The 24,309-nt window shown below is 67.2% G+C and carries 20 protein-coding genes and 1 tRNA gene; 4 read left to right on the top strand and 17 right to left on the bottom strand.

The window, feature by feature from the left end; all coding sequences use genetic code 11:
• Genes METFAM1_RS0113305 through METFAM1_RS0113295 form a run of 3 tightly spaced genes read left to right on the top strand, consistent with a single transcriptional unit; the run spans position 1 to position 4,012 of the window.
• Positions 1-1,224, top strand: a complete 1,224-nt coding sequence (locus tag METFAM1_RS0113305; RefSeq protein ID WP_019915819.1) for an ABC transporter permease — start codon at positions 1-3, stop codon at positions 1,222-1,224.
• A 10-nt stretch (positions 1,225-1,234) separates the two neighbouring features.
• Positions 1,235-1,921: an ABC transporter ATP-binding protein gene (locus tag METFAM1_RS0113300; protein WP_019915818.1), complete on the top strand. Its 687-nt coding sequence runs from the start codon at positions 1,235-1,237 to the stop codon at positions 1,919-1,921.
• A gap of 57 nt (positions 1,922-1,978) precedes the next feature.
• On the top strand, positions 1,979-4,012 hold the full coding sequence (locus METFAM1_RS0113295) for a site-specific recombinase (protein ID WP_019915816.1): 2,034 nt from the start codon (positions 1,979-1,981) through the stop codon (positions 4,010-4,012).
• A gap of 9 nt (positions 4,013-4,021) precedes the next feature.
• Here METFAM1_RS0113295 and METFAM1_RS0113290 read toward each other — a convergent pair whose 3' ends face one another.
• The 4 genes from METFAM1_RS0113290 to METFAM1_RS0113275 form a co-directional block, all read right to left on the bottom strand.
• Positions 4,022-5,065, bottom strand: coding sequence for an NYN domain-containing protein (locus METFAM1_RS0113290; RefSeq protein WP_019915814.1), 1,044 nt, complete (start codon positions 5,063-5,065; stop codon positions 4,022-4,024).
• A gap of 290 nt (positions 5,066-5,355) precedes the next feature.
• Positions 5,356-6,363: a DUF6976 family protein gene (locus METFAM1_RS0113285; protein WP_019915813.1), complete on the bottom strand. Its 1,008-nt coding sequence runs from the start codon at positions 6,361-6,363 to the stop codon at positions 5,356-5,358.
• Positions 6,364-6,380: 17 nt separating this feature from the next.
• Entirely contained in the window at positions 6,381-7,115 is a 735-nt protein-coding gene (locus tag METFAM1_RS0113280; protein ID WP_019915812.1) for a hypothetical protein, read from the bottom strand.
• Positions 7,116-7,327: 212 nt separating this feature from the next.
• A tRNA-Leu gene (locus METFAM1_RS0113275) sits at positions 7,328-7,412 on the bottom strand.
• Between the two features lie 74 nt (positions 7,413-7,486).
• Between METFAM1_RS0113275 and METFAM1_RS0113270 the strand changes: the two genes are divergently transcribed.
• Positions 7,487-9,208 carry an ABC transporter transmembrane domain-containing protein gene (locus tag METFAM1_RS0113270; protein WP_019915811.1) on the top strand — a complete coding sequence of 574 codons (1,722 nt, stop codon included), beginning with the start codon at positions 7,487-7,489 and terminating at the stop codon, positions 9,206-9,208.
• 95 nt (positions 9,209-9,303) lie between these two features.
• On the opposite strand, the gene METFAM1_RS0113265 is transcribed toward METFAM1_RS0113270, so the two are convergent.
• From METFAM1_RS0113265 to METFAM1_RS0113205, 13 genes are read right to left on the bottom strand one after another with little or no spacing between them, the layout of a single operon-like run.
• Positions 9,304-10,167 (bottom strand): isocitrate lyase/PEP mutase family protein, encoded by an 864-nt coding sequence (locus METFAM1_RS0113265; RefSeq protein WP_019915810.1) that lies wholly within the window; start codon positions 10,165-10,167, stop codon positions 9,304-9,306.
• Positions 10,164-10,808 (bottom strand): 3-isopropylmalate dehydratase small subunit, encoded by a 645-nt coding sequence (gene leuD, locus METFAM1_RS0113260; protein WP_019915809.1) that lies wholly within the window; start codon positions 10,806-10,808, stop codon positions 10,164-10,166. The genes METFAM1_RS0113265 and leuD overlap by 4 nt, the downstream gene beginning before the upstream one ends.
• A 1-nt stretch (position 10,809) precedes the next feature.
• The gene (gene leuC, locus METFAM1_RS0113255) at positions 10,810-12,216 is read right to left on the bottom strand and encodes a 3-isopropylmalate dehydratase large subunit (protein WP_019915808.1); all 1,407 of its coding nucleotides are present in this window, start codon (positions 12,214-12,216) and stop codon (positions 10,810-10,812) included.
• A complete protein-coding gene (locus tag METFAM1_RS0113250; protein ID WP_232419757.1) occupies positions 12,216-13,883 on the bottom strand; it encodes an AMP-binding protein in 1,668 nt (555 codons plus the stop codon). Before METFAM1_RS0113250 ends, leuC begins: the two co-directional genes overlap by 1 nt.
• 12 nt (positions 13,884-13,895) lie before the next feature.
• A complete protein-coding gene (locus METFAM1_RS0113245) occupies positions 13,896-14,861 on the bottom strand; it encodes a PDR/VanB family oxidoreductase (RefSeq protein ID WP_019915806.1) in 966 nt (321 codons plus the stop codon).
• Entirely contained in the window at positions 14,861-15,913 is a 1,053-nt protein-coding gene (locus METFAM1_RS0113240) for a Rieske 2Fe-2S domain-containing protein (protein ID WP_019915805.1), read from the bottom strand. Before METFAM1_RS0113240 ends, METFAM1_RS0113245 begins: the two co-directional genes overlap by 1 nt.
• A gap of 32 nt (positions 15,914-15,945) precedes the next feature.
• A complete protein-coding gene (locus tag METFAM1_RS0113235) occupies positions 15,946-16,827 on the bottom strand; it encodes an alpha/beta fold hydrolase (protein WP_029644363.1) in 882 nt (293 codons plus the stop codon).
• A 19-nt stretch (positions 16,828-16,846) separates the two neighbouring features.
• Entirely contained in the window at positions 16,847-17,446 is a 600-nt protein-coding gene (locus METFAM1_RS0113230; protein WP_019915803.1) for a VOC family protein, read from the bottom strand.
• 36 nt (positions 17,447-17,482) lie between these two features.
• The gene (locus METFAM1_RS0113225) at positions 17,483-18,568 is read right to left on the bottom strand and encodes a Rieske 2Fe-2S domain-containing protein (RefSeq protein ID WP_019915801.1); all 1,086 of its coding nucleotides are present in this window, start codon (positions 18,566-18,568) and stop codon (positions 17,483-17,485) included.
• Positions 18,569-18,592: 24 nt separating this feature from the next.
• Entirely contained in the window at positions 18,593-21,019 is a 2,427-nt protein-coding gene (locus METFAM1_RS0113220; RefSeq protein ID WP_019915799.1) for an efflux RND transporter permease subunit, read from the bottom strand.
• Positions 21,019-22,122 (bottom strand): YCF48-related protein, encoded by a 1,104-nt coding sequence (locus METFAM1_RS0113215; RefSeq protein ID WP_019915798.1) that lies wholly within the window; start codon positions 22,120-22,122, stop codon positions 21,019-21,021. Before METFAM1_RS0113215 ends, METFAM1_RS0113220 begins: the two co-directional genes overlap by 1 nt.
• Entirely contained in the window at positions 22,119-22,514 is a 396-nt protein-coding gene (locus tag METFAM1_RS0113210) for a VOC family protein (RefSeq protein ID WP_019915797.1), read from the bottom strand. Before METFAM1_RS0113210 ends, METFAM1_RS0113215 begins: the two co-directional genes overlap by 4 nt.
• A gap of 43 nt (positions 22,515-22,557) precedes the next feature.
• Positions 22,558-24,246: an FAD-dependent monooxygenase gene (locus METFAM1_RS0113205; protein ID WP_024300692.1), complete on the bottom strand. Its 1,689-nt coding sequence runs from the start codon at positions 24,244-24,246 to the stop codon at positions 22,558-22,560.
• Between the last annotated feature and the right edge of the window lie 63 nt (positions 24,247-24,309).

Genomic DNA, 24,309 nt, shown 5'->3' with positions numbered 1-24,309 from the left:
ATGGCGCGGCCCAAGCTTCCATTCGAATTCCTGGTCGCGCTGCGCTTCCTGCGCGAGGGCCGCATGCAGACCGCGCTCATCCTGCTCGGCGTGACCGGCGGCGTCGCCGTCATCGTGTTCCTGTCGCAGCTGATATCGCAACTGCAGGCCACCATCATCGACCGCGTGCTGGGCAGCCAGGCGCACGTCGTGATGCGCCCGCTGGAAGAGGTGAATCTGCGCGCCTCGACCGACCCCGCCAGCTCCGTGCTGATCGAGCCGCGCGCGCAGCGACTGCGCTCGATCGACCAGTGGGAAGCGATGGTCAAGCTGGCCGAAGCGCAGCCGCGCGTGGTCGCGGTGTCGCCGGTGGTCAGCGGCCCGGCTTTCGCGTTGCGCGGGCGGGCCAGCAAGTCGGTCGCGCTGGTCGGCGTCGAGCCCGACCGCTATCGCCGCATCGTCAAGATGGATACCTATATGACGCGCGGGCAGTTCCAGGTCGACGGCACGAACGCCATCATCGGCATCGAACTGGCCAAGGACCTCGGCGTCACGGTGGGCGACAAGATGTTCCTGCGCGCTGCCGGCGGGCGCGACGAACTGCTGCAGATCACCGGCCTGTTCGACATCGGCAACAAGGACCTGAACCGGCGCTGGGTGTTCACGACGATGAAGCTGGCGCAGTCGTTACTGGACCTGCCGGGCGGTGTGTCGAACATCGACATCACGGTGGCCGACATCTTCGACGCGCAGGAGGTGAGCGAACGTCTGCAGGCCGGCAGCGGCCTGACGGTCGACAGCTGGATGACCACCAACTCGCAGCTGCTCGCCGCCTTGCGCAACCAGACCGTATCGAACAACCTGATCCGCGGCTTCGTCATCGTCATCGTTGCGCTCGGCATATCGAGCGTGCTGGTGGTGAGCGTGGTGCAGAAGCAGAAGGAGATCGGCATCCTGCGCGCGATGGGCACCAGTTCGAACCGCGTGATGGGCATCTTTCTGCTGCAGGGCGGGCTGGTCGGTTTCGTCGGTGCGCTGTCCGGCGTTGGCCTCGCCTGGGGTCTGCTGCAGTTCTTCTCCAGCGTCTATCGCACCGGCGACGGCGCGCCCTTGTTCCAGCCGCAGCTGGACACCGGCATCGCGGTGTCGGCCGCGCTGATCGCGCTGGTGGTGGGCGTGCTGGCGGCGCTGATTCCGGCGCGGCGGGCGGCCAAGATGGACCCGGTGCAGGCGATTCGTGCATGAGGAGCGGCGCATGAACGCCATCGTGTCGCTGCGTGGTCTGCGCAAGTCCTATGGCGTCGGCACGCCGGTCGAGACCGAAGTGCTGCACGGGCTCGACTTCGAACTGGCCGAGGGCGAGTTCTGTGCGCTGATCGGACCCAGCGGCTCGGGCAAGAGCACGCTGCTCAATCTGATCGGCCTGCTGGAGCGCCCGACCGCCGGCGATCTGGCGATTGCCGGCACCGAAACCCGCGGCCTGAGCGAACAGGCGCTGACCGTGCTGCGTGGCCGTCATATCGGCTTCGTATTCCAGTTCCATCATCTGCTGCCGGCCTTCAGCGCGCTGGAAAATGTCATGATGCCGTCCATCATCGAGCACGGTGTCGCCACCGCGCAGGCCGAGGCGGTGGCTTTCGACCTGCTGGACCGCGTCGGTCTGAAAGGGCACGAGCACAAGAAGGCCAACCAGATGTCCGGCGGCCAGCAGCAGCGGGTGGCGATCGCGCGCGCGCTGTCGCTGTCGCCGCGGCTGATACTGGCCGATGAACCGACCGGAAATCTGGACACTCACACGGCGGATGATATTTTTGCGCTGCTGCGCGAATTCAATCGCGAACGCGGCAGCGCCTGCCTCATCGTGACGCACGATCCGCGTCTGGCGGCGCGCTGTGACCGCCGCATCGAACTGGTCGATGGCCGCATCGCCCGCGGCGACTGAACGCCGCGCGGGGCGGTGCGCCGACCCCGATCCACATTCCGTTTTTCCGCTTCAACCATGACGACACATAGCACTGCCTACGTCGCCGAACTGACTGCGCTGCTCGAAGAGGTGGCGCGCAACACCAACGACACGTCCGGCGAGCGGCTCGCCCGGCTGATCGCGCTGATGCGCCCCGGACGCCGCGACGGCGTCGAGGTCGCCGAATCCCGCTTCCGCGCGCTGCTGCGGCTGCTGGGCACGCGCGCCGAACTGGCCGCTGCGCTGTCCGCGCACCTGAACGCGGTGCTGGCGGCGCGCATGCACCGCACGCTGTATGCCGAGTCCGGCGTGCTGGCCAACCAGGGCTTCTTCAGCGGCCTGAGCAGCCGTCTGCTCGGTCGCATGCTGCCGCCGGCCGTCGACGATGACTTTCTGCGCGACCTGTTCAGCGAGGTGTTCGACGATGCCGGCGACGGCGCCTGGATGAATGCCATCCCGGCCGAGGACTGGCAGGCGCTGCTCGACGCGCTCGCCGTCGAGGGCGAAGCCTTCGCCCCCGCCCGCCGGCAGATGCGGCACGAGCTGTACGAAGGCATGCGTATGGCCTCGCACCGTCTTGCCGCGCTCGGCATGGAACCGGCGCTGCTGCGCTACCAGCCGGCGCTGGCCCGGCACGAATCGCCCTTCCTCGCGCAGAGCGACGAGGTGCGCGCTTTCATCGAGCGCCACAGCCACGGCGAGGGCCTGCAGCCGCACGATGGCCACCTCGAGGTGCTGCTGGACCAGTGCGTGAGCTATGTCGATACCATCCGTCGTCGTTCGCGCGAGGCGGGCGTGGGCGTGAACCTGGTGTTCCTGCTCGCGCGCATCGAACAGATCGTCGCCCGCCTGCGCCTGCTGCGCATGCTGGTGCTGCCCGATCCGGCGGTCGATGCGCCAACCTTGCGCGCCCGCGCGATCGATTTCTTCCTCTGTCTGGTGCGTCAGGAAACCCGCCGCAACAGCGTACGCGACCTGTTCTCGGGCACCACCGAACTGCTGGCGCGGCGGGTGACCGAACAGGCCAGCAAGTCCGGCGAGCACTACGTGACCGAAAGTCGCGGCGAGTTCTTCGGCATGTTCCGTGCCGCCGCCGGTGCCGGCCTGATCATCGGTTGCATGGCACTGATCAAGATCGTGACCGGCAAGCTCGGCCTGCCCCCGGTCTGGGAGGCCGTGGTGCACAGCCTGGACTACGGTCTGGGCTTTGTGCTGATCCACATCCTGCACCTGACGGTGGCGACCAAGCAGCCGGCGATGACCGCCGCCACGCTGGCCGCCGCGCTCGACGGCAAGCAGAACCGCGACGCGCGACTCGGTGTGCTGGCCGATCTGGCGGCGCAGGTGAGCCGTACGCAGTGGATATCGATCGCCGGCAACGTATTGATCGGCTTCCTGACCGCGATGTCGATCGCGATGGTCGGCGGCACCTTCCTCGACTGGCACCCGGTCGATCCGGTCAAGGGTGCACACCTGCTGCACGACCTGCATCCGCTGCTCAGTCTGGCCATTCCGCATGCGGCGATCGCCGGCGTTTTCCTCTTCCTCAGCGGTCTGATCTCCGGCTACTACGACAACCAGTCGCTGTACCACCGGGTGCCGGAACGCCTGCGCCGCGTGAAATGGCTGCGTTCGCTGCTCGGCGAGACGCGACTGAACCGCTTGTCCGACTACATCGAACACAACCTCGGGGCGCTGATGGGGAATTTCCTGTTCGGCTGCATGCTGGGCTGTACACCGATCATCGGCCAGTTGCTGGGCCTGCCGCTCGATATCCGCCACGTCGCCTTCGCCTCGGCCAACCTCGCCTACGGCACGCACGCGCTCGGCTTCGACCTCGACTGGCACGCCATTGCCGTCGGCGTGTTCGGCGTGATGCTGATCGGCCTGACCAACCTCATCGTCAGCTTCAGTCTGGCGATGAAGGTGGCGCTGCGCTCGCGCGGCATCGAGCCGGAAGATACGCGCGGGCTGTCGGTCAAACTGGCTCGTCGCTTCCTGACGCGGCCGCGCGACTTCTTCTGGCCGCCGCGGCAGGACCCGGCCGCAGAGGAAGAAGCGCGCGGCTGAGGCGGGCGCTCAGGACTGCGGCGCTTCGCCTTCCGGTTTGCGGGTGCGGCTGCGGCGCGGTGCCCGCGGCTTGGCGGGCTTGACCTCGGTTGACTCGACCGCCGCTTGCACGGCAGCGGCGGGCGTTTCGGCCGGCGCGGGCGCCACCGTCTCGGCGGCCGGCTTCGTCTTGCGTTGCGGGCGGCTGCGGCGCGACTTGGCCGGCGCCTCTGCCGTCGTTTCGGGCGCGCCGTCCGCTGCCGGTTCCGGCAGCAGTTCGAGTTGCTTGTCGGCCGCACGCTCGATCAGCTGCACCTGCGCCTGACCGTTGTCGCCCTTGCGCAGGCGGAACAGTTCCGGATGGCTTTCGAGCAGGCCGGACAGGCTGGCGTGGCCGTAGTCCTTGTGGCTGAAGCCGGGTTCGTATTGGCGCACGATCTGGCCGACGCGGCCGATGCCGGCCCAGCCGCTGTCCTCGTCGGTCGCCGAGCGTATGCCTTGCGACAGCAGTTCGAGGATCTGCGCGTCCGGCTGCGTATTGCGTGGCCGGCGCGGCGTCTGTTCGGGGCGTGCGGCGGCGCTGCCGGACGATGCCGCAGGTTTCTTCTTCTGCGCCGAAGCCGGCGGTGACGCACGCATGTCGTCGGTGAACACGAACTCCTCGCAGGCGCGCTGGAAGGCGACCGGTGTCGTGCGGCGGCCGACGCCCATCACGAACAGGCCGCTTTCCTGGATGCGGCGTGCCAGCGAGGTGAAGTCGGAGTCGCTGGAGACGATGCAGAAGCCATCGACCAGGCCGGAGTGCAGCAGGTCCATCGCGTCGATGATCATCGCGCTGTCGGTCGCGTTCTTGCCGCCGACGATGCGGAACTGCTGGATCGGCCGGATCGAGTGATCGAGCAGGTGCGCCTTCCAGCTGGTCATGTTGGGCGAGGTCCAGTCGCCGTAGATGCGGCGCACGGTGACGCGGCCACGCGAGGCGGCGGCAAGCAGGACGGGCTGTATCAGAGAGGGCTGCGCGTTGTCGGCGTCGATGACGAGCGCGAGGCGGCGCGGCTGGGAGGAGTCGTTCATGCGGGATGCGATGCTGGACGGGAAAGCGGCATGCTACGCCAATCGGCACCCGGCCGTCGCGCGTGGGCGAGGTTCTGTGGGAGGGGTCTTCCGACCCCGACAGCGGCCTCAATCGAAGCCTGCTTAGTGCAGCGGCCGAGTCGCGGCCAAGACCGCTCCCACAGGGAGTGCGCCGGATCTGCGACCTGAGCCTGGGCCTGGGTTCTGTGGGAGGGGTCTTCCGACCCCGACAGCGGCCTTTATCGAACCCTGCTTACCTCGCGGCCGAGGCCACGCCCACAAGAGCGCGCTCAGCCCTCGATGGTCAGATACACCAGCGTCTGGTTCAGCAGCTGGTAAGCCACTTCGCCGAAGGTCATCGGGCCGAGCATGGCCGGTACGCGCTTGCCTTCGAGCTCGCTGTACAGATAGTTCAGCACGCAGTTGCAGCTGAAGCCTATCGGGCCGGTCTGCCCCGGCAGCGCGGTGTGGAAGGCGCTGACGTAGTCCGGCACCGGCGCGGCGAAGCGGTACTCGATGTCGTCGAACACCGGCGCGTAGAAATCGACCGTGCCCTTGCCGGCATCGACCGACTTGATGCTCACGTTGATCATCGCGCCGCTGTAGTCGGCGACCAGCGGCAGCTTGGTGTCGATCGCGCGCGAACTCACGTACTGGGCGAAGTTGCCGGGCTGACCGTTGATCAGGCATTCGGTCGCGCTGAAACCCTTGGCCGGGAAGCGGATGCGGTCGCCTTCGCCTTGGGTGAACAGGTTGATGATGTCGATCTGCGCGTACTTGTTCTCCGGCAGCGGCACATGCATCACCAGCGCACGCTCGCCGTCGAATTCCAGCGTTTCGCCATTGACCACCAGCGGGCTGGCGCGGCCGAGATCCGACAGGTGAATGCCGGAAATCCAGCCGACCAGCGGCTTCAGGTACATGTCTTCGTAGCCCGGCGCGTTGCGCGCGAACAGCGAATGCACGGCCGAGAAGGCAGGCATCACGATGATGGAAAAACCATTCTCCGGCGCGTCGGCGCAGACGCGTTCGAGGCTGATCTGGTCGTAGAAGCGGATCATCGGCAGGCCGTTGATCACCGGCACCTGCGCGACATAGAGCTGGTCGCGCGTGGTGACACCGCCGTCCTGGCCCATGAAGTAGGGAATGGTGCCGCCTATCCAGTGGCCGCGCGGCAGCTGGCGCAGCAGCGCCTCGTCGCCGGCGACGCTGAAGTGACCACCGCCGCGGATCAGGGCCGTCGCTTCGGACAGCCCCATCATGCGTCCGCTCACCGCGGGCGTGTTCTGAGTCGTCATGTAAGTCCGTCCGGGAATCAGTGCGTGCGCAGTTGCGCCAGTTCGTGACCGAGCATGCGGGCGTTCTTGACGAAGTAGCGGTGCAGCTCGCGCAGCTTCAGCATGCGCACCTCGTCGTCGGTGATCACTTCCATCTGGCTGCGCAGGCGGGTCATCAACAGCTTCAGGCTGAGCGCACGGATGTCGATGTCGCGCTGGCCTTCGATCAGCTGCAGCCAGACCGGATCGGCCACGTCGGGAATGTCGTCGTCGGACGCCGCTGCGGGCGGCGCACCGGGATCAGCGGCGGGCTGCATGCTTGGCGTGGCGGAGGCCTTCGACGGTTCGGCGATCGCCGCCTTGCCCTGGTCGAGCGCGAACTTGAACTTCCACAGTTCCTGCAGCGGAATGCCGGTGATGGCGCAGATGCCGTTCAGCGAAACACCTTCGTTGAACAGTGCGAACACCTGTTTGGACAGTGCCTGCGAGAAGGGCATGTCGGCCGGGCCGGCCCACGGCAGCGAGCTGAGATCGGCGTTGGGCGGCGCCAGCACGCGCAGATGACAGCGCCAGCCGGCAAGATCGATGTGACGCCAGACGCGCTCTGCCGCCTCCGGCTCCTGCTTGCGCGCCAGACCGAACCAGCCGCGCTGAACTTCGAGCCCTATCCATGCGTCGATGCGGCGGGCACCCGGGTCGAAGCGGAAATCGCGTACCGTCCACGGTTCGTTCAACTGCAGCAAGCGTCCCAGCAGGACCTTGTCCAACGCCATCGCTGTCTCCTTCTCCGACCTCGTCCGCCTCCTGCTCGTAGTCAGGAAGTCTTGATTTGGGTTGATTGGCTCGGAATTGCGACGCGCATAGTAGCAAAGCGCGTGGAACGGCAGCAGCGCACTGCAGCACGGAAGGCTGCGGGCAATTTGAATGACATGAAACAATCCCGATCCGGACGGTTCGGGATGCGCACCGGAAGGTGCTGAAGGTGTGGTGCGCGGAGAGAGACTCGAACTCTCACGCCTTGCGGCACTGCCCCCTCAAGACAGCGCGTCTACCAATTTCGCCACCCGCGCACTTGGGTAGGGGCGCGAATATACAACAAAAAGGATGATTCTGCGTGAGTGATTTGAGTCGTGCCAGGCAGGTGATGTGGGAACTTGTGAGGCCGCACCGCGGCCGTCTTGCGCTGGCGGCGCTCGGGCTGGTGCTCGCTGCCACTTCGGCGCTGGCGCTCGGCCAAGGCCTGCGCAGCGTGATCGACCAGGGTTTTGCCGCTGGCGACCCGCAGTGGCTGGACCGCGCGCTGGCCGGCACGCTGGGGCTGGTCGTGCTGCTCGCTGGTGCCACCTGGCTGCGCTTCTACAACGTGTCCTGGCTGGGCGAACGGGTGGCGGCCGACCTGCGCACGCGGGTGTATGCCCACCTGCTGACGCTGCCGCCCTCCTTCTTCGAAGCCGGTCGCACCGGCGAGGTCATTTCCAGGCTGACCAATGACACCGCGCAGATCGAGAACGTGGTCGGATCGACCCTGTCGATCGCGCTGCGGAACACGCTGATGCTGGCCGGCGGCTTGGTCATGCTGGGGCTGACCAGTGGCCGGCTGACGCTGCTGGTGCTGGCCGGCGTGCCGGTGGTGGTGGCGCCCATCGTCATCTTCGGCCGCCGCGTGCGCGGGCTGTCGCGTGAGCGACAGGCACGGGTGGCCGACCTCGGCACTCATGTCGATGAGAGCGTGCACGCCATCCGCATCGTGCAGGCCTGCGGTCACGAGGCGGCCGACCGCACGCATTTCGCCGCGCTGGTCGAGCGCAGCTTCGACACCGGCGTGCGCCGCTATCGCCATACGGCAGTCATGATCGTCATGGTCATCCTGCTGGTGTTCGGCTCGGTCGCGCTCATCCTGTGGGTGGGCGGTCATGACGTGCTGGCCGGGCGGCTCAGCGCCGGCGAGCTGTCGGCCTTCGTGTTTTACGCCGCCATCGTCGCCAGTTCGGTCGGTGCGCTGTCCGAGGTGTGGGGCGAACTGCAGCGCGCCGCGGGCGCCACCGAACGGCTGATCGAACTACTCGATACCCAGCCGGACATCGCCGCCCCGGCCGACCCGCAGCCGCTGCCGCAGCCGTCGCGCGGCGACATCGCCTTCCGCGGCGTGCGCTTCTGCTACCCCAGCCGGCCGGACATTCCGGCGCTGGACCGCTTCGACCTGACGGTGCGTGCTGGCGAGACGGTGGCGCTGGTCGGCCCGTCCGGCGCCGGCAAATCCACGCTGTTCCAGCTGCTGCTGCGCTTCTATGACCCGCAGGCCGGCAGCGTCGAGATCGACGGCGTGCCGCTGGCGCAGGCCGACCCGGCCGCCGTGCGCGCGCGCATCGCGCTGGTGCCGCAGGAGGCGGTCATCTTCGCCGCCAGCGTCGCCGACAACGTGCGCTACGCGCGACCGGAGGCGAGCGACGAGGAAGTGCGCGCAGCCTGCGAGGCCGCTTTCGCCGACGCCTTCATCCGTCAGTTGCCCGGCGGCTATGACAGCCCGCTCGGCGAGCGCGGCGTGCGCCTGTCCGGCGGCCAGCGCCAGCGTCTCGCCATTGCCCGCGCCATTCTCGCCGACCGCCCGATATTGCTGCTGGACGAAGCCACCTCGGCGCTCGACGCCGAAAGCGAACGCATGGTGCAGGCCGCGCTGGCGCCGCTGATGGCCAGCCGCACTACGCTGGTGGTGGCGCACCGCCTGGCCACCGTGCAGCGCGCCGACCGCATCGTCGTGCTCGACCACGGCCACGCCATCGAATCCGGCACGCACGCAGAACTGCTGGCGCGCAACGGGCTATACGCACAGCTGGCACGGCTGCAGTTCATCGACGACGGCGCTTGAGAAAAAATGGAGCGCACGCGGCGCTCCATCAAACACCGGGCCGCGCCCGGGTCAGTGGGGCACTTGGGCGTGGCCGGCACGAGGACGTCGGGTGTTCAGCCGCTGGCGGTTGCCGGCTTCAGGTAACGCTCTGCCTCTCGATATCGCGCCACGCGGCTCAGGTGCGGCACCAATGCGTCGGTCGACAGGGGCGGCGTCGCCGGCGCAGCGCCGGGCAGGGAGCGGTAGGCGGTCTGCATCGCCTCCAGCGCGGCGAGCATGCCGTGATGTCCGTCGAGATGCAGGCGTGCGCCGTGGCTCGCCAGCGTGTCGAGCCTTGCCGGATCGGAGCCTGCGTAGCCGATCAGCAACCATGGCAGGCGGATGTGCGCGGATATCTTCGCCAGCCGTTCATCATTGTCGGAGCCGACGATGCACAGCGCGTCGACACCGGTGTCGGCGTAACGCGTTAGGCGCTCGATCAGTTCGTCGTCCGATCTGCAGGCGCGCGCCGAGGTGCGCGCGAATAACACGAAGGACGGATCGCGCCGCGCGGAAACCGCGGCGCGCAGCTTGTCGGCCGCCTCGTCTATCGGTATCAGCGGGTCGGTGTGCCGGCCGTAGGCCTGCGGCAGCCAGCTGTCCTCGATCGACAGGCCAGCGGCGCCTGCTGCCTCCAGCTCGCCCACCGTGCGCATCACATTGAGCGCGTTACCGTAGCCGCCGTCGGCATCGACGATCAACGCGACGTCGCTGGTGTCGGTGATGCGGCGCGTCAGCCCGCTCAGTTCGGTCAGCGTGATCAGGTTCAGGTCGGGCAGACCGAGCAGGGTCAGCGCTGCCGCCGAGCCGCCGAGGATGCCGATACCGAAGCCGGCAGCCTCGGCCAGTCGTGCCGACATCGGATCGAATACCGACGGGCAGTTCAGGCATTGCGTCCCGGCGAGCGCGTTGCGCAGCCGCGTGCGGCGGGCGCTCATGCCGGAAAAAGCCATGGTTCGAGCGTGCACCGCCGCTGCTCGTAGGCGCGGATGTCGTCCGCCTGCTGCAGCGTCAATGCGATGTCGTCCAGACCATGCAGCAGACAGTGTTTTCGATAGGCGTCCACCTCGAAGCCCAGCCGTTCGCCATCTGGCAAACGCAGCGTCTGTTCTGCCAGATCGACCGTCAACCGGTAGTCCTCGCGTCCGTCGCCGACGTCGGCGAACAGGCGGTCGATCTGTGGGGTCGGCAGCACGACGGGCAGCACGCCGTTCTTGAAGCAGTTGTTGAAGAAGATGTCGGCGAAGCTCGGCGCCACGATGACGCGGAAGCCATAGTCGGCAAGTGCCCACAGCGCGTGTTCGCGGCTGGAGCCGCAGCCGAAGTTGTCGCGTGCGAGCAGGATCTGCGCGCCTCTGCAGGACGGCCGATTGAGCACGAAATCCGGTTCGGGTTCGCGCGCCGATTGCGGCTTGCCGGGATAGCCCGGGTCACGGTAACGCCAGGCGTCGAAAAGGTTGTCGCCGAAGCCAGTGCGCGCGATCGACTTCATGAACTGCTTCGGAATCAACGCGTCGGTATCGACGTCGGCGCGGTCCAGCGGCGCGACGTGCGAGGTCAGTGCGGTGAAAGGCTGCATGTCAGGCCTCCGCGCCGATATCGACGAAGTGGCCGGCCAGTGCCGCGGCGGCAGCCATTGCCGGGCTGACAAGATGGGTGCGGCCGCCGGCGCCCTGGCGACCTTCGAAGTTGCGGTTTGAGGTCGAGGCGCAGCGCTCGCCGGGCTGAAGGCTGTCGTCATTCATGCCCAGACACATTGAACAGCCAGGCTCGCGCCACTCGAAGCCGGCCTCGATGAAGACGCGATCAAGCCCTTCTGCTTCCGCCTGTGCCTTGACCAGACCGGAGCCGGGCACCACCAGCGCCTGACTGACCGAGGCTGCGACGCGGCCACCGCGCGCGATGGCTGCAGCCGCGCGCAGATCCTCGATGCGCGCATTGGTGCAGGAACCGATGAATACGCGGTCGGGCCGGATATCAGTGACGGCGGTGCCCGGTTCGAGCGCCATGTAGTCAAGTGCGCGCTGCATCTGCGCGCGGCGCACCGGGTCGGCCTCGTCGCGCGGGTCCGGCACGCGGCCGTCGGCCGGCACCGTCTGCGCTGGCGACGTACCCCAGCTCACCATCGGGCGCAGCGTGCTGGCGTCGATCTGCAGCCGCGCGTCGAACACTGCGCCATCGTCGCTGACCAGCGTGCGCCAGTATGTGCAGGCGGCGTCCCACTCGGCGCCGCGAGGTGCCAGCGGCCGGCCTTCGAGGTAATCCAGCGTCACCGCGTCGACCGCCACCAGCGCGACGCGCGCACCGGCCTCGATCGCCATATTGCACAGGGTCATCCGGCCTTCCATCGACAGCCCGCGCACGGTGTCGCCGCCGAACTCGATGGCACAGCCGGCGCCGCCCGCAGCGCCGAGGCATCGGATCAGGTCGAGCACCAGGTCCTTTGCGGTCACGCCACGTGGCAGCGTGCCGCTGACATCGATGTACAGCGTCTTCATGCGGTCGACCGGCAGGCACTGCGTAGCCAGCACGTGCTCGACCTCCGATGTGCCGACGCCGAAGGCCAGCGCGGCGAAGGCGCCGTGCGTGCTGGTGTGCGAATCGCCGGCTACCACCGTCATGCCGGGCAGCGTGGCGCCCTGTTCCGGCCCGATCACGTGGATGATGCCCTGCCGGCGGTCGCCGAGCGGGAACAGCGTGATACCGAACTCACGACAGTTGTGCCCGAGCTGCTCGACCTGCGCGCGCGACAGCGGGTCGCGGATCTCGCCGGCGTGCGAAGTGGTCGGCACGTTGTGGTCGGCCGTGGCCAACACCGTGTCGCGACGCCAGGGCGTGCGACCGGCAAGCCGCAGACCCTCGAAGGCCTGCGGGCTGGTCACCTCATAGACCAGATGACGATCGACGTAGAGCAGCGCCGTGTTTTCGCCGCGCATGGCGACGACGTGGCGCGTCCAGAGTTTGTCGAACAGAGTGCGCGGCTGCATCAGCGCGTCGCCGCCTGGGCGGCTTCCATGTCGCGGGCACGGGCGATCAGCGCCGCGTCCTTCTTCAGCAGATGCTTGGCCACGCGCTGCGTCGGTGTCTTCGGCAATGCATCGGCAAACACCAGGTAGCGCGGCACCTTGATCGCCGCCATGTGGGCGTGGCACCACTCAATCACCGCCTCGTGCGTCGGCGTGGCGCCGTCCCGCGCAACGAGCACTGCCAGGATGTCGTCCTCGCCCAGTTCGGACGGCACCGCGATGGTCGCCGCCTCCGCCAGCTCCGGATGTCGGCCCAGTAAGACGTCGAGCTCGGCGCCGGATATGTTTTCGCCGCGCTTGCGGATGATGTCCTTCTTGCGCGCAACGAAATAGAAATAGCCGTCGGCGTCCATGCGCACCAGATCACCGGTGGCGAACCAGCCGTCGCGGAACGCCTCGGCGGTCTGCTGCGCATCGTTCAGGTAGGCAACGAACAGGGTCGGTGTCTGCACCAGCAATTCACCGGCTTCGCCCACCTCGACGTCGCGGCCGTCATCATCGACCACGCGCAGCTGTGCAAACGCGCCGTCGAAGCGCGGATGCACACCGGCGCGGCCGATGCTTCCGGGCTTGTGCGGCCCTTCGTAGGGGTTGCTGCAGGTGGACGGAATCTCCGACATGCCGTAGCCCTCGATCAGCAGCGGCACGCCGAATTCCTGCTGGAACAGCCGGAACATGTCGACGCTGATCGGACCGCCGTAGATCTTGCGGATGCGGTGCGCCGGATTGAATTCGGAACGCGGCCGCAGGCCGAGGATGGAGCCCAGCGCCGCCAGAATGTTGAGCTGGGTGGCACCGGTGTCGACCGCGGTCTGCCAGAAGGTCGACGCGCTGAATTTCGCCGCGGTGATGAAGGTGCCGCCGCAGGCCAGCGCACCGGCGAAGGAATAGAACAGCGCGTTGACGTGGAACAGCGGGAACACCGTGAGCATGCGCTCGCGCGGCTGCAGCCTCAGCCGGCCGACAAAAACCTCGGCCGACCACACCACCGTGCGCTGACTGTGCACCACGCCCTTCGGGAAGCCGGTGGTGCCGGATGTGTAGATGACCACCGCCGGATCATCTGGCGAGGGCATAGGCAGCGGCGGTGCGTCGGCCGGCGACTCGCCGGCAATGCATGCCAGCGCGGCGGCGGCGCTGGCCGCGTCGAGTCCGCAGGGCTCCAGCGGTGCCACGCGTGCCGGGCGGGCACACCGGGTGGCGATCTGCTCGACGCGCGCGCACAGCGACTGTGGCGCATAGGCGGCGACGGCCTGCGAGTGCTGCAGTTGGTAGTGCAGCTCGTCGTCGGTCAGCGCCGGATTGAGCGGTACGAACACGGCGCCGATGCGCGCCAGCGCCAGGAAGAGCAGGACGGCCACGTCGCTGTTCGGCGCCACGTGCGCGACCAGGTCGCCAGCGCGGATGCCGTGTGCGTTCAGCGCGGCGGCCAGCGTCTCCACCGCTTCGCTCACCTGGCGGTAAGTCCAGCTGCGCGTCTGGAAAAGCACGGCTTCGGCATCCGGCATGACGGCGGCGCGCGAGGCGAGGAGCGAGGGCAGGGTGTCGTCGTGCTGCGGGAAGAGGGCAAACACCTGCGCCGGCGTCAGCTCGGTCGCGGGTTCTGCGGGCAGTTCGTCTGGAATCATCGTGTCCGGCATTCAGAGATCGATCACCAGCAGCGGGCTCAGCGAGCGCGAGCAGCAGGGCGTGAACTGGTCGTTCTTCGTCTGTTCCGCCGGGGTCATGTACATGTCGCGGTGGTCAGGCGTGCCGTCAATGACGCGTGTCAGGCAGGTGCCGCACACGCCCTGCTCGCAGGACACCGGCAGATCGACGCCAGCCGCGGCAAGCGCCTGCGCCACCGTCTGTTCGCGCCGCACCGGAATGACACGGCCGGAACGGGCCAGCTTCACGTCGAAGTCGGCGTCGGCGTCCGTCGTCACCACGGTCGCCCCGAAGAACTCGTAGTGGATGCGGTCTTCCGGCCAGCCCTGCGCGCGCGCGGTCGCCAGCACAGCGTCCATGAAACCCCTGGGGCCGCATACGTAGAGATGCGTGCCCGGCTCGGGGGTCGCCAGCACGCCCTTCATGTCGAAGGACTGGGATGCGTCGCCGTCGTCGACGTGAATCTGCGTACGCGCCGCCCAGCCGGCGGACGCGATCCGCGCGCGGAAGGCGGTGCGATCGAGCGAGCGGGTGCAGTAGTGCAGCGTGAAATCGGCGCCGTCGGCCGCCAGCTGCTCCGCCATGCACAGCAGCGGCGTGACGCCGATGCCGCCGGCCAGCAGCAGATGGTGGCGCGCATCGGCCGCCAGTTCGAAGTGGTTGCGCGGCGCGCTGATCGCAAGCGTGGCGCCCTCTGCCAGCGCGTGCATCGCACGCGAGCCACCGCGCGACGCCGGGTCAAGCAGCACGCCCAGCTGGTAGCGGCTGCGATCGGCCGGATGGCCGCACAGCGAGTACTGCCGGGTCAAACCGTCGCCCAGCAGCACATCGACATGGGAACCCGCGGTGAAGGCGGGCAGTGGTGCGCCGTCCGCACTGACCAGCTCGAAGCGGGCGATGCCCTCGGCCTCGGCTTCGCGACGCGCGACGCGCACCTGCAGCGTCTGGACCGTAGCCATCAGACCGCCTGTTCCTTGCGGATGAGACTTTCAAACAGCCGCCGTCCGCGCACGCAGGTGGCATCGGCCTTCAGCAGCACCTCCGGCGGCGTCGTGCCCAGCGTGGTGAGCATGGACTCGATTTCGCGGGTGGCCAGCATGTCCTCCTCGATCACCGCATTGAAGCTGGCCAGCATGGCCTTGCCGAAAGCGTCGTCGTCCTGCTTGAACGTGCGGCCGTAGGCGAAGAAGTAGTGGGCGGTGTTCTTCGTGGCGGGCGTGATCGCGTGATAGACGCGCACCTTGCCAAGCACGGCACCCGGGTCGTCGCTGTCGGTCCTGGACTTGCACAGGAAGTCGTAGCCGGCATGCAGCGAAGGCAGGAAAAGTTTCATGCCGAAAGCGCGGTCGACCTTGCCCTCGTAACCGAACACCTGCGCATAGAGCGGCGGGCACTGGATATTCGGGAACTCGCGCTGGCTGCTGATCCAGTTGTCGCCGTTGTCCCGCTGCTCGTCGACCACGCTGTAGTCGCCGGCACCGATGCTGGTCTGATGCAGGAAGCCGAGGTGGGTGAGGTCGAACAGGTTGTCGTGCATCAGCATGTAGCGGCCGGGCACTGCGTGATAGGTGCCGGACTCGACCGTGAAGGCCGGGTCGGTCAGACCGATCTCGTGGTGATCCGGAATCAGCGATTCGTCGGCCAGCGCCGGATCGCCCATCCAGATCCACAGCCACTTCCAGCGCTCGACCAGCGGATAGGCCTTCACCTTGCAGCTGGCCGGCACCATGCCCTGCGACGGGATGCGCACGCAGTCACCCTTCGGCGAGAAGGTGATGCCGTGGTACATGCATTCGATGTTGTCGCCGATCAGCCGGCTCTTGCCGAGCGGGAAGTGGCGGTGCGGGCAGCGGCCTTCGAGTGCGACCGCGCGACCGTCTTCGGTGCGGTAGAAGGCAATCGGCTCGTTCAGGATCCAGCGTTCCATCGGCTCGCGCCTGATCTCGTCCGCCCAGGCGGCGATATACCACTGGTTGCGGGGGGCGAAGCAGCCTTCGGGTAGCGGGTACATGGTGTCTCCTCTGATGTTCTGTATGGTCTTGCTCAGCCTTGCCGCGCGACCGCGCGAGCGGTGCGCCGGCAGGGCGGCGGATCGGTGATGAAATCCAGCAGTTCGCGAGTGAAGCGCGCCGGGTCGTCGCGGAAGGGTGCATGGCGTGCACCGGCGTGGATCGATGTGCGGCTGTCGGGCAGCAGTTCGCGGAACACTTCGGCACGCGAGGCCAGCACGATGTTGTCGTGCTCGCCGTTCACCCACATCAGCGGTAGGTCGAGGCCGCCGATCAGTGCGTCGTAATCCAGCCCGCGCTGGCGCATCCAGCGCCGGTGCTCGACCGGACAGCGCGCCGCGACCGCGGTCAGCGCGGCGAAGTCGGCGCTGTCGCGCGGCACGCCCAGCACGTCGCCGATGAAGCGCGCGGTCGCGTCGGCAACAGTGGTTTCGTCCTCCGAGCACAGCGCCTCGAGAACGACGTGATCCGGTCCTGCCGAGGCGAAATGCGCGAGACTGGCAGCCGCGACGAACTGGATGCCGTGCAGCCCGTCGGTGCCGTAGCGGCGCGCATAGTCGAGCACACTGCGACCACCGAAGGACCAGGCGACCACGCTCGGCTGCACCACGCCCGAGGCGCGGATGACGGAGTCCAGGTCGGCTGCCCAGGCGTCGCCTGAGGTGTAGTGGGCCGCTGTTTGCATGCGGTCCGATGCACCGTGACCGCGTAGATCGGGCATGACCAGGTGGCAGCGTTCGAGCAGTGCCGGCTGCGCATAGAGCGGCGCCCACACCGAGTGGTCGAGCGCGAAGCCGTGCAGCAGTACGATCGGAGATCCGTCCGGATTGCCGGCCGACCACCAGGCGATCCGGCATCCGTCCTCGGACACGCAGTCGTGGCGCAGGAAGGCCGGGCGTGGGGTGTGTTGCGTCATGTCATCCACCGTCGGCGCTTCAGGCCTTCGCGGCCTCGCCGAAATGCTGTGCGCGGATCTTCTTCCACTGCGCCATGTCGGCATCGACCGACTGATACTTGTCGGCGAAGAAGCGTTCGGTCACCGTCACGTTGGTGGCGAATTCGACCCGCATGCCGTTCGGATCGTAGAAGTAGATCGAACGGCAGTAGCCATGGTCGATTTCCAGCACGTCGATGCCTGCGTCCTGGAGCTTCTTCTTGTAGCCGTCTATGGTTTCGTGGCCGCCGCTCACTTCCATCGCGATGTGGTGGCCGAACTGGTCGACTTCGGGAAAGTCTTCCGGCCTGAAGTGTGCCGGGTAGTCGAAGAAGGCCAGTGCGCTGCCATCGGCCAGTTCGAAGTACAGGTGCATGTAGGGTTTGGGCTCGTTGGTCAGCGGATCGATGGGCTCGATGCAGGCCGCCACCAGCGGAAAGCCGAGGATGCCCTCGTAGAAGGCGCGCGTCTCCTCCGCGCTGCGGCAGCGGAAGGCGTGGTGATGCAGCATCTTCACCTTGTTTGCGGCACGCCGCTCGCTGGCGACTTCGCGTGCGCGGTCAAGATCGATTTCGCTCGGGGTCCAGTTTTCAAGACTCATGGTGTGCTCCTCCTCGGTGGGGCGATGTTGGTACGGTCAGCAGGTGGCGGGGGTGGCGGGCGATGCGGCAGGGGGCGACGCATCGGCGGCGCGGGCATTGCGGGCCGACTCGTCGGCAATGAGCTTGGCCAGCACGCGACGGGCGCGCACGCCTCCCGCGTCGCCCGCCAGCAGCACCGGCTTCAGTGACCAGAAATCGGCGCCCTTCATCATTGCGGACTGGGCTGCGATCATCGGCTTGTCCTCGTTCTCGAACGCGGCTTCGAGACCGGCCTGGATGGCTGCTGTCAGTGCGGCGTCGTCGCGGCGGTAGTTGCGGCAGTTGGCCCAGAAGTACAGGGTGCTGTCCGCGGTTTCCGGGGTCATGATGTGGCAGCCCCTGTCCGTCCATTTCGCCGTTTCGCGGCTGCCGCCGACCTCATCGACGTACAGCGTCAGTTCCATCGACGCCGGCGGGTCCCAGCGCACATCCACCCACCAGTCCAGGCGGCGCCCTTCGAGCTGCTTGATCGCGGCATGCAGGGGCGACAGTTCCGAGTCGAGGCTGGCCACGTTGGACCACACCGTACTGCCCCGCTGGTAGATGTCCCGCGGACCTTGCGTGAAGGCGGGCGCACCCAGCCCCGGATGCAGGAATTCGGCATGGCCCAGATCCATGATGTTGTCGCTGTACAGCTCGTAGTGACCGGCCCCGCGCAGCGTGCCTCTGTTGGTCACCAGCGCCGGATCGGACAGGAAAGCAAAGTCCGGAATGAGGGTGCTGTCCGCGCGCGCCGGATCACCCATCCAGATCCACACCAGCGAATGCCTTTCCTCCGTCGGGTAGCTGCGCAGCACGGCTGCCTTCGGAATGGCGCCGTCGCCGTGCGGGTTATGCACGCAACGGCCGTCGCCGTCGAACTGCAGGCCATGGTAGGGACACTGCACGCGGTCGTTGCACAGGGTGCCCATGTGCAGCGGCGCGAAGCGATGCGGGCAACGGTCGCTCATCGCCCGCACCCGGCCGGCGCTGTCGCGGAAGAACAGCAGCGGCTGGTCGAGCAGCGTGAGCGGCTTCATGTCCGCGCCGAAGTCGTCGCTCCAGCCCGCGGCGTACCAGGTGTCGAGCAGGTAGGGGGTCATCGTGGTCTCCTCAATGTTCCGGTCTCAGGCGGCGAGGCTGTGCTCGACCGGCGCCGGTTGGTGTGCGGCATCCTGCTGGACATCGCGGCGCAGCAGGAAGTAGGCAAGGGCGGGCAGCAGGATGAGGGCGCCGAGCATGTTCCAGACGAACATGAAGGCGAGCAGCACACCCATGTCGCCCTGGAACTTGATCGGCGAGAAGGCCCAGGTGGCGACCGCGATGCCCAGCGTGACGCCGGTCAGCACCACCACCTTGCCGGTGAACAGCAGGGCGCCGTAGTAGGCCTGCGACAGCGTGCGGCCCGCCTTCAGATTGGCCAGCGTCACGCTGAGCACGTACAGCGCGTAGTCGACGCCGATGCCCACGCCCAGCGCCACCACCGGCAGCGTGGCCACCTTCACGCCGATGCCCAGCGCCACCATGAGCGCCTCGCACAGGATGGAGGTGAGCACCAGCGGCACCACGGCGCACACCACGGCACGCCAGGAGCGGAAGGTGACGAAGCACAGCACCACCACCGCGGCGTACACCATGGCCAGCATTTCGCGGTTGGCCTGCCGCACGACGATGTTGGTGGCGGCCTCGATGCCGGCGTTGCCGGCCGCGGACAGGAACTGCGCATCCGGGCCGTTGTACTCGGCACCGAAGGCATCGACCACCGATGACACGGCATCCAGCGTGTCCGCCTTGTGGTCGCGCAGGAAGGTCTGGATGGTGAGGAAGCTGCACTGCGCGTCCAGCGTTTCGCGCGGTGCGTACTGCGTCACCGAGTTGATGCTGGCCTGGTCGCGCGACAGTTCGTACCACTTCGGATTGCCTTCGGCGAAACCCACCATGCCGCTCTTGGCCGTACCGACGAAGGACACCGTCGACTCGACGCCGGGCAGGGCGCGCAGCCGGGATTCCAGTTCGTTCACCCGCAGCAGCGTGCCGTACTTGGAACAGCTGTCCTTGGGCGTCGGAATCATGACCGTATAGACGTCGCTGCTGGCGGCGTAGTGGCCGATCACGTAGGCGTTGTCCACGTTGTAGCGTGAATCGGCGCGCAACTCGGGCGCCCCCGGATCGAGATCGCCGATCTTCAGGTTCAGGCTCACCACGAATCCGGCCACGCCCAGCACCGCCGCACCGATGACGGCCCGCGTCGCCCAGCGACGTTGCGTGAACAGATCGAGGAAGGCCCAGAACGCGTGCTTGTTGCCGTCCTCGCCGGCCTGTTCGGCGCGCAGGCTGCGCGCTGCGGCAACCGGACTGACGCCGGTGTAGGACAGCAGCACCGGCAGCAGCACCAGGTTGGTGAAGATGAGCACCGCCACACCCAGACTGGCGGCCAGCGCCAGATCCTGGATGACCGGGATGCGGATGATCATGAGCACGGCAAAGCCCACCGCGTCCGCCAGCAGTGCGGTCAGTCCGGCGAGGAAGAGACGGCGGAAGGTCAGTCGCGCCGCCACCCACTTCGGCGCACCGCGACCGATGTCCTGCATGATGCCGTTCATCTTCTGCGCGCCGTGGCTCATGCCGATGGCGAACACCAGGAAGGGCACCAGTATCGAGTACGGGTTCAGTTCGAAGCCGAGCAGCGGGAGCAAGCCCAGCAACCACACCACGGCGACCAGCGAACAGGCCATCACCAGCCCGGTACTGCGCACGCAGCGCGTGTAGCCATACAGCACCGCACTGCAGATGCCGATGGCGACGGCGAAGAACACGAGGATCTGCCGCATGCCGTCGATCAGGTCGCCCGCGACCTTGGCAAAGCCGGTGATGTGGATGTGAATGCCGTCGGATGCGTACTTCGCACGCAGATCCTCCAGCTTCGCGTTCAGCGCCTGGTAATCCAGCGGCCGTCCGCTGTTGAAATCGCGATCGATCAGCGGCACCTGCAGCACGCTGGACCGGAAGTCCGCCGCCACCAGCTGACCGATCTGCCCTGACCGTTCGATGTTGCTGCGCAGCTCCGCCAGCTTGTCCGGAGATCCGTCGAATCCGTCCGGCATGACCGGCCCGCCCTCCAGCCCCTGGTCGGTCACCGCCACCCAGCGCACCGCCGACATGTACAGCGACTTCATGTAGGCGCGATCGACACCGGGCAGCAGATAGACCTCGTCGTTGATCCGGCGCAACGTGTCCATGTAGGCCGGATCGAGAATGCTGTCGCCTTCGGTGGCCACCACGATGCGCAGCACGTTGCCGGAGCCGGCGAGCTGCTTCTCGTGGGCACGGAAGTTCTGCACATACGGGTGATCCGTCGGCAGCATGCGCTCGAAGCTCGCCGCCAGCTGCAGGCGCGTGGCCTGATAGCCGAGCAGCAGCGTGGCCAGCGCGCACAGGGCGATCACCAGCAGCCGGTTGTTGAAGAACAGGCGCTCGGCCCAGCTGCCGGACTGCGCATCGAAGCCCTGCCCGGTCGCGTCGAAGGCGACCGCATCCTGCGGAGGCGTCGGCATCACGGTTGTTCACTCCCCTGTGTGGCCGCAGCCGTTTCGATCACATGCACGCCACGCGGCCCCACCGCCACCAGCCGCCCGTCCGGACCGGCCGCCACCGCTGACAGCGGCGGTTGTTTGCCCGTCCATCCGTCAAAGCGTCCGCCTGCCGCCTGCTGCAACCGGACGTCGCCCGCCTGGCCGACCAGTACCATCCGGCCATCGTCCAGCGTGGCGCCACCGGTCCAGGCGCTGCTGCCGTCGCCGCCCACGTCGTTCCAGTGCACACCGTGATCGGTCGACACGAAAGCCCGCCCCTGCAGCCCGAACACCACGACGGCACCGTCGGCGTTGCCGGCAACGCCGAAGAAGCTGCCTTCATACGGCGTCTTCAGCGCCTCGAAGCGCGCGCCGCGGTCAGACGACACGAATACCGCGCCGCGTTCGCCCACCACATACAGGCGGTCGCCGATCAGGCGGATGCCGTACAGGTGATTGCCATCCGGATTGGGCAGACGTGCGGATGCCCGCGTCCAGTGCGCACCGCCGTCGGCGGTGTGCAGGAACAGTCCGAACGCACCGATGGCGAAGCCTTCGTTCGCATCGAGGAACAGCACGTCGAGCAGCGGATCGCCCGCATTGGGCAGCAGTGGCGGATCGCCATCGTCCGCGCCTGCGGCTGCTTCTTCCGGCAGGCCGGCGATGGCACGGCCATCGAGCTGACGCGTCCAGGTCCGGCCGCCATCGGTGGTGGCCAGCACCACACCACTGTGGCCGACAGCCCAGCCCCGTTCCGCATCCGCGAAGCTCACTGCGGTCAGCGTGACGCTCACCGGCACCGCAGCCTGCTGCCAGTGCGCAGCCGCGTCGTCGCTGAACAGAACGATGCCGTTCTCACCGGCGACGATCACACGCTGATCGGCACGCGTTGCGGCAATCAATACGGAAGCCGGCGCGTTCGGCACCACGGCGGCCTTTCGCGACAGCGGATCAAGCGGATCGAGCGAACCGGCCGCGTTTCCCGCCGTTGCCTGGATCGCCGCACCGGCGCCGGCAATCAGCGCCAGCAGCGCGCAGCCGCCTGCGCCGCATCGCACTGCCGTGCGGAGAAAACTTCCGTTCATCGATGCTCTCCTGAACCGGCGGTCCGCACGGCATCGAGATGCTCCACATACTCGACCACCAGGCCGTCCGGATGCTTCATCACCATCACCTTGCCGGTGACCACGTCCGTCAGCGCTTCGAGTGTTTCGCACCCCTGTGCGCTCAGGGCTGTCCGGAAGGATTCGATATCCCGGACCAGATAGACGGCGCCTGCCATTGAGATCGCGGACGCGATCTGCGGGTGATAGCCCACCAGGACCATCTTTCCGACCTGCACGACGCGCAGCCGGCCGTCCAGCAGATCCAGATCCAGTTCGACCGGCGCGGCAAGCAGACCGCAGTAGAAGTCGACGGCCGCCGCCAACCGGTCAAGGGTCATGTTGTGTCTGACCAGAATGTCCAGAACCTTCATGTGCTCTCCCGCGCACTGAACGCGTGCCGTGCGGAACCGGTGCTCATGCCGCGCATCCGCTGACTGGCCGGAACCACTGTTCGAGGTAGCCGAGCATGGCCGCCGCCTCCTCCGGCACGCAGCTCATGCCGACATACAGGTCCGGGCGAACCAGGATGAGCCGGCCTTCGGGACCGATGCCATAGCGCGCCAGGATTTCGCCCGTTTCGTCACATACCCGATGGTCGAAATCGAATCCCGTGTCATCGCCACGGCCTTCCGGCGAGACCGTCGCCTTGGTCGCCCGGTCGGGGTCCGGATGCTCGGACATCCGTGTGTTCCCCTGCGGAACCAGGCAGGCCACGACCTGGGACGGATAGCGCCGCTCCAGTTCGTCGCGCAAGGCACGCCCGGCGGACAGATGGCTGTCCACATCAGCGCCCGGCACCACGAGCAGGGTGAATCGCGGATGTCTGAACACGTCGTAAAGGCGCTTCCGAGGTTCGCTTACCAGCAGTGCGTCCGGTGCCCGCTCGCCTGCCCGGGGGCCTGCCACGGCATGAATCACCGGCGGCACGAGCGCCACGTCGCGGTAGTTGTGCGACAGCCCGGACACGAGCTGTATCGTGCGTGCCTCCCAGCCGGGTTCCTGCGTGTAATGCAGGCGCTCCTCCGGTGCGATGCCGAAACCCATCACGATTTCGTGCGTCGCCATCGCCCCTTCGGTGATCTGCTCACCGATCGGTTTGCGCTCGCGCTCGTAACTGTCGAGCACGGCTTCGGCCGCCAGCCCCTTGAAGACGGCCGCAAGCTTCCAGCCGAGGTTGAAGGCGTCCTGCATGCACCCGTTCATGCCCTGGCCACCCGAAGGCGAGTGCACATGCGATGCATCGCCGCAGATGAGCATGCGACCGTTTCGATAGCGGTCGGCGATGTTGTTCCGGATCGCCCAGGCCGTCGCCCACTCGGGCTCTCCGATCTTCATGCCGATGCCCAGCCGGTCCGCCACGGTCTGAAAGGCGGCGCGTGCATCATCGGCATGGACCAGCGCACCTGTCGGCTCGCTCATGTAGATGCGCCAGCACCGGCCCGGCAGCTTGGTGCAGTTCATGAACAACTCCTCGTCAAAGAAGTAATTCATCCAGTGGTCGTCAAAGTTCACGTCGGTGAGCTCGACGTCCATCATGGCCATTGCGGCCACTTCTTCGCCGGGGAAGTCGATGCCGGCGGCGCCGCGTACGAAACTGCGTACGCCGTCGCAACCGACAACCCATGAATGCCGGCGGGTGTCGACCGTTCCGTCCGGCCGCATGATCCGGGCTTCAACCGACCCTGCATCCTGGCTCAGCCCCACCAGCTCCGTCCTGTACTCCGGCTTCAGGCTGTACTGGGAGAACAGGTGCTCGCGCAGGACCTGTTCGAAGTCGTTCTGGTTGATCTTGTAGTAGAACGCGAAGCGCGTCGGCAGCACGCGGTAGTCAGTGCGCGGCTGCTCGCTCTCCGGCAGATGGGGAAAGTGATAGATGTTGCCCGGGCACTGGAGGCAGACCTCCTCGAGTCGGTGCGCAATGCCCATGTGCTCGAACATTTCCATCGAGCGCGCGTGCACCGTCATCGCCCTCGTCGTGTGTGAAGGCCCCTTTCTCTTTTCGATCAGGCGTACCGGCACGTTTCGGCGCAAAAGTTCATGCGCAAGGATCAGGCCGGTCGGTCCTGCCCCGACGATCAGAACGGATTCTTCAATGCTGCTCATGTTGCACTCCCCGGGTCGTCACTTGTTGTCCTGTTCCACAGCCGCCCGGCGACCGTAACCCTC

The sequence above is a fragment of the Methyloversatilis discipulorum genome, from assembly GCF_000527135.1.
Lineage (GTDB): Bacteria > Pseudomonadota > Gammaproteobacteria > Burkholderiales > Rhodocyclaceae > Methyloversatilis > Methyloversatilis discipulorum.
The sequence above is the reverse complement of the archived record's forward strand: the minus strand, read 5'-3'. Positions and strand labels throughout refer to the sequence as shown.